Annotated in this window: 4 protein-coding genes; 2 read left to right on the top strand and 2 right to left on the bottom strand. The window is 74.4% G+C overall.

The window, feature by feature from the left end; all coding sequences use genetic code 11:
* Positions 1 to 993: PucR family transcriptional regulator ligand-binding domain-containing protein (locus AOK23_RS34055; RefSeq protein WP_169800363.1), on the bottom strand; the 993-nt coding region annotated here is incomplete at its 3' end.
* Between the two features lie 151 nt (positions 994 to 1,144).
* Between AOK23_RS34055 and speB the strand changes: the two genes are divergently transcribed.
* On the top strand, positions 1,145 to 2,146 hold the full coding sequence (speB, locus tag AOK23_RS34060; RefSeq protein ID WP_055716397.1) for an agmatinase: 1,002 nt from the start codon (positions 1,145 to 1,147) through the stop codon (positions 2,144 to 2,146).
* Positions 2,147 to 2,180: 34 nt separating this feature from the next.
* Positions 2,181 to 3,872, top strand: coding sequence for a thiamine pyrophosphate-binding protein (locus AOK23_RS34065; protein ID WP_055716398.1), 1,692 nt, complete (start codon positions 2,181 to 2,183; stop codon positions 3,870 to 3,872).
* 53 nt (positions 3,873 to 3,925) lie between these two features.
* On the opposite strand, the gene AOK23_RS34070 is transcribed toward AOK23_RS34065, so the two are convergent.
* The coding region (locus tag AOK23_RS34070; protein WP_055716399.1) for a VCBS repeat-containing protein at positions 3,926 to 5,302 on the bottom strand (1,377 nt) is incomplete at its 5' end.

Consider the following 5,302-nt stretch of genomic DNA (forward strand, 5'->3'; position numbering starts at 1 on the left):
GGCGGCGACGGAGGTGATCGTGTGGGTGCCGGGGTCGCGGTGGGGGGGGGCGACGGCGAGGGCGAAGCGGGGTGGTGAGCCGAGGGCGTGGGCGGTGAGGTGGGTGCCGTCGACCGTGTCCGTGGCGGAGGTGGGGGTGAGGGTGCGCGGTGAGAGCTCGGGGGGTTGCTGTGACGGGGCGGCTGCGGGTGCGTTGTGGCTGGTCGCGCAGTTCCCCGCGCCCCTGGCGGCGACGGGGTGCACGACGGCTGCCAGGGCGGCCAGGGCCTGTGCGACCGTCTCCTCCGGGGCGCGGTCCGAGGTCGCCGGTCGTGCGCCTTCCGGCACGCGTCCGAAGGCCGCCAGTTCCGTGCCCTCCGGGCCGTACAGGACCGCGCGGCCTTCGATACGGCGGGCCAGTTGGCGCAGGACCGCTCGGACCGGGTCCGGGCGGGACGCGGCTGCGGCGAGGCTCTGCTGGGCCTCCGTGACGCGGCGGAGTTCGGCGTGTCTCGCCCGGGCCATCAGCTGCCAGACCGCCCGGGCGACCCCGGAGAACGTCGTGCGCGGCGGGACCTCGACCAGGGGCAGCCCGTGGGTGTCGCAGGCGGCCACCAGGGCCCTCGGGACCGTGTCGTGGACCGGGGCGAGGCCGAAGCCGAGGGCCGCGCCGCCCGCCGCGACGATCCGGGAGACGTAGGCGTCGAAGTACGCGCCGGACCCGGCGGCCTCAGGGGTGGGCGCCCCTGCCGTGGCCCCTCGGGCGTCCGCCCCCGCCGCGGGCTCCGGGATGTGCACGCCCGCCGTCAGCAGCAGCTCACCGCCGAGCAGGTACGGATGGGGGTCGGACAGCTCCGAGGTGTGCGCCCCGTGGATCACCGTGCCGCTGCCGGTCGGGCCCGCGATCTGCCGCAGCCCCAGGTCCTCGCGGGCGAGGAGGGCGGCGAGGGGCACGGCAGGGGTGGGCGGCACGGCCGGGACCGCCGCGTCCGACATGATGTGCGTTCCCTCCATCCGGAACGGCTCCAGTGGATGAAACGTACACTTCGCAGCCGCTTCCCGGCCACCTACTGTCGAGGCACGCACCCGCGCGCACCCGCACCCACCCGCACGTACCGGTATCTGTCCGCCCGTACCGGCATCCACCTCCTGGAGAGCACGCACCATGAGCAGCAACGAGAACCCGGCAGCCGGCGGCCGGCCCCGCGGTCCCGTCGACTCCTCCCGCATCCCCCGGTACGCCGGCCCCGCGACCTTCGCCCGGCTGCCGCGCCTGGACGAGGTCGGCGGACGGGCCGACGTCGCGGTCGTGGGCGTGCCGTTCGACTCGGGTGTCTCCTACCGGCCGGGCGCCCGCTTCGGCGGCAACGCCATCCGTGAGGCGTCCCGGCTGCTGCGCCCCTACAACCCGGCCCAGGACGCCTCCCCGTTCGCCCTCGCCCAGGTCGCGGACGCCGGTGACATCGCCGCCAACCCGTTCAACATCAACGAGGCCGTGGAGACCGTCGAGGCGGCCGCCGACGAGCTGCTCGACAGCGGGGCCCGGCTGATGACCCTCGGCGGCGACCACACCATCGCGCTGCCGCTGCTCCGCTCCGTCGCCAAGAAGCACGGCCCGGTCGCGCTGCTCCACTTCGACGCGCACCTCGACACCTGGGACACCTACTTCGGCGCCGAGTACACCCACGGCACCCCGTTCCGGCGGGCCGTGGAGGAGGGCATCCTCGACACCTCGGCCCTCTCCCACGTGGGCACCCGCGGCCCGCTGTACGGCAAGCAGGACCTCACCGACGACGAGAAGATGGGCTTCGGGATCGTCACGTCCGCCGACATCTACCGGCGCGGCGCGGACGAGGTCGCCGACCAGCTCCGCCAGCGCATCGGCGACCGCCCGCTGTACATCTCCATCGACATCGACTGCCTCGACCCGGCGCACGCCCCCGGCACCGGCACCCCGGAGGCGGGCGGCATGACCTCGCGGGAGCTCCTGGAGATCCTGCGCGGCCTGGCCTCCTGCAACCTGGTCTCCGCCGATGTCGTCGAGGTGGCGCCCGCGTACGATCACGCCGAGATCACCGCGGTGGCCGCCTCGCACACGGCGTACGAACTCACCACGATCATGTCCCGCCAGATCGCCGACGCCCGCGGGGGGAACCCGGTCGGGTGATCCGCGGCAGGGACCACGAGGAGAAGGCAGCGCAGTGACCCACGACCACGACCTGGTACTCCGCCCGACGGCCGCCCAGCGGGAGGCCGCGCTGAACCCTCCGCCCGGCCGCACCGGCGGGGACCTGGTCGTGGAGACGCTGGCCGGGCTCGGCGCGACGACGGTGTTCGGGCTGCCCGGCCAGCACGCTCTCGGGCTTTTCGACGCGCTGCGCCGCTCCGACCTGCGGTACGTCGGCCTGCGCGTGGAGAACAACGCGGGGTTCGCGGCGGACGCGTACGGCCGGATCACCGGCGAGGCCGCGCCGCTGCTGCTGTCGACGGGCCCCGGCGCGCTGACCTCGCTGGCCGCGCTCCAGGAGGCCGCGGCGGCCTCCGCCCCCGTCCTCGCCGTCAGCAGCCAGATCCCGACGGCCGGCCTGGGCGGCGGCCGCCACGGCTTTTTGCACGAACTCCCCGACCAGTCGGCCTCGTTCCGGGGCGTCGTCAAGTCCGTCCACACCGTCCGTGCGCAGTCGCAGATCCCGTCGGCGATCGCCGCCGCCTGGGAGTCGGCGCTGACCGCCCCGCACGGCCCGGTGTGGGTGGAGATCCCGCAGGACGTGCTGCTCGCCGAGACGATGATCCCGGTGGTGACGGGCGGCGACGCCTTCCCCGAGGAGCTCCCGCCGCGCCCCGAACTGACGGCCGTGGCGGCCCATCTGCTGGCGACCGCCGCCCGCCCGGCGATCATCGCGGGCGGGGGAGTCGTACGGGCGGACGCGGCGGGCAAGTTGCGGCAGCTGGCGGAGCGGCTGTCGGCGCCGGTCGTGACCACGTTCGGCGGCAAGGGCGCCTTCCCGTGGACGCATCCGCTGTCGCTCCAGTCGTGGCTGGAGGACCGGCACACCACGGACTTCCTGGAGGACGCGGACGTCCTGCTGGTGGTCGGCTCGGGTCTCGGTGAACTCTCCTCGAACTACCACACGTTCAAGCCGCGCGGCCGGGTCGTCCAGATCGAGGCGGACCTCGGCAAGCTGGAGTCGAACCATCCCGCGCTGGGCATCCACGCGGACGCGCGGCTCGCGTTGCAGGCGCTGCTGGAGACGATCGAGGAGCCCCGCGAGGACGCGTCGGCGCCCGAGCGGGTGCGGGAGGTCCTGGCGAAGGTCCGCGCACGCATCGACGGCCAGGAACTCACCCTGGAACAGGACCTGTTGGCGTCCATCCGCCGGGCCCTGCCGTCCCGGGCGCCCTCCTTCTGGGACATGACGATCCTCGCGTACTGGGCGTGGTCGGCGTTCGATCCGCGGGGCGCCAACACGATGCACTCCGCGCAGGGTTCCGGCGGCCTCGGGTACGCCTTCCCGGCGGCCCTCGGCGCGGCCGTCGCCGACCCCACGTCCCCCGTCCTCGCGGTCTCCGGCGACGGCGGCGCGCTGTACTCCGTCGCCGAGCTGGCCACGGCCCGGCAGTACGACCTGAACGTCACGTGGCTGATCGTCGACGACGGCGGCTACGGCATCCTCCGCGAGTACATGACGGACGCGTTCGGCGAGACCACGGGCACGGAGCTGACCCGTCCGGACTTCGTGGCGCTGGCGGAGTCGTTCGGGGTGCCGGGCGTACGGACGAGCCCGGAGACGCTCGCGGAGGACTTGGCCAAGGCCCTTGCCGCGCCAGGGCCTTGGGTGGTGGTGCTTCCGGCGGTGCTGCGGATGTTCGCGCCCACGCACGTACCGGCGTAGGTGGCGGGAAGCCCACACTCGGCCTTGGGGTCCCTGCCCCCGCGCGCGGACGGTCAGCGCAGGAAGCTGCCGAACAGGGCGTTCGTGTACGGGGCCGCGAGGTCCTTCGGGCCGAAGGCGAGGGCGGACTTCGTGGTGAGGCCCGACGCGGTGCCGCGCAGGAGCCAGACGGCGCCGTTGGAGGCGTTCTCGGCGGTGGACGCGGCGGCCAGGTCGCGGTGGCCGTCGCCGTCGACGTCGAGCAGCGCGGTCGTGGCGCCGAACTGGTCGTTCGCCTCGGCCACTCCGGGGACACCCGCCGTGTTCTGGTGGAAGACCTGCGCACCGGCGCCGGTGAGGCCGGCGGCGCTGCCGTGGAGCAGGGCGACCGAGCCGGCGTCGGTGACGCTGCCGACATCCTCGCCCTCGATGCCGAGCGCGACGTCCGCGTAACCGTCGCCCGTCACGTCCGCGACGGACACGGCGGAGCCGACGTGGTCGCCTTCCTCCTGGGCGCCCGGGAAGCCCGGCAGGTCCTGGTCGACGTCGTGGGCGTTCGCGTCGGTGAGGCCGGCCGCCGAGCCGTAGGCGATGTGGGCCTTCTCGCCGCCGGTCACCACGTCGTCGTAGCCGTCGCCGTTCACGTCCCCGGCGCCGATGCCGCTGTCCTCGCCGCCGCGGACGCCGGACGTGTCGCCCCGGGTGAAGCCCGTCGCGCCGCCGCCCAGGAGCAGACGGTGTCCCCAGGTGCCGTCGCCGGTGTAGGTCATCTGCAGGATGTCGTCGCGGCCGTCGCGGTTGAAGTCGCCGACCTCGCCGGAGCGGATCGGGCCGGTGATCGACGCGGGGCCGTTCTCGCAGCCGCCGCCCGTCTCGCAGGAGGCGTCCTCCTCGGACCAGCCCCACCACAGCGACCTGTCGAGGAGCGGGAGTACGGCGGTGGGCTTGCCGTCGCGCTTGATCGGGCCCTTCCACAGCGCGGCCGGGGCGCCCGACGGGTCGTCGCCGCTCACCCGCTGCGCGGAGAACAGCGCCAGGTCGGTCGTGCCGTCGCCGTCGAAGTCACCCGCCTGGGGCACGGCCCCGTACGCGATGCCCGTGCCGCCGGTCAGGCCGGACGCGGAACCCCACAGGATCACCGAGCCCTCCTTGCCGCCCGCGATCACCAGGTCGCCGTAGCCGTCGCGGTCCAGGTCGGCCTTGGTGAACGAGGCGCCGAACAGCTGTTTCTCGGTGGCGGCCCCGGGGATCCCGGTGGTCGAACGGCTGACGATCTTCTTCTTCGCCGTCGACAGCCCCGTGGACGAGCCGTACGTCACGGCCACGTACCCGGCCTTCGCCTTGCCGGACACCGTCGCGCTCGGCGCGCCGACGACCAGGTCGGCGTAGCCGTCCCCGTTGAAGTCGTCGGCGGCCGGGACGGAGGCCGGGGCGGCCGACGCGGAGCCGGA

The organism is Streptomyces torulosus (genome assembly GCF_001419765.1).
Taxonomy (GTDB): Bacteria; Actinomycetota; Actinomycetes; order Streptomycetales; family Streptomycetaceae; genus Streptomyces; species Streptomyces torulosus.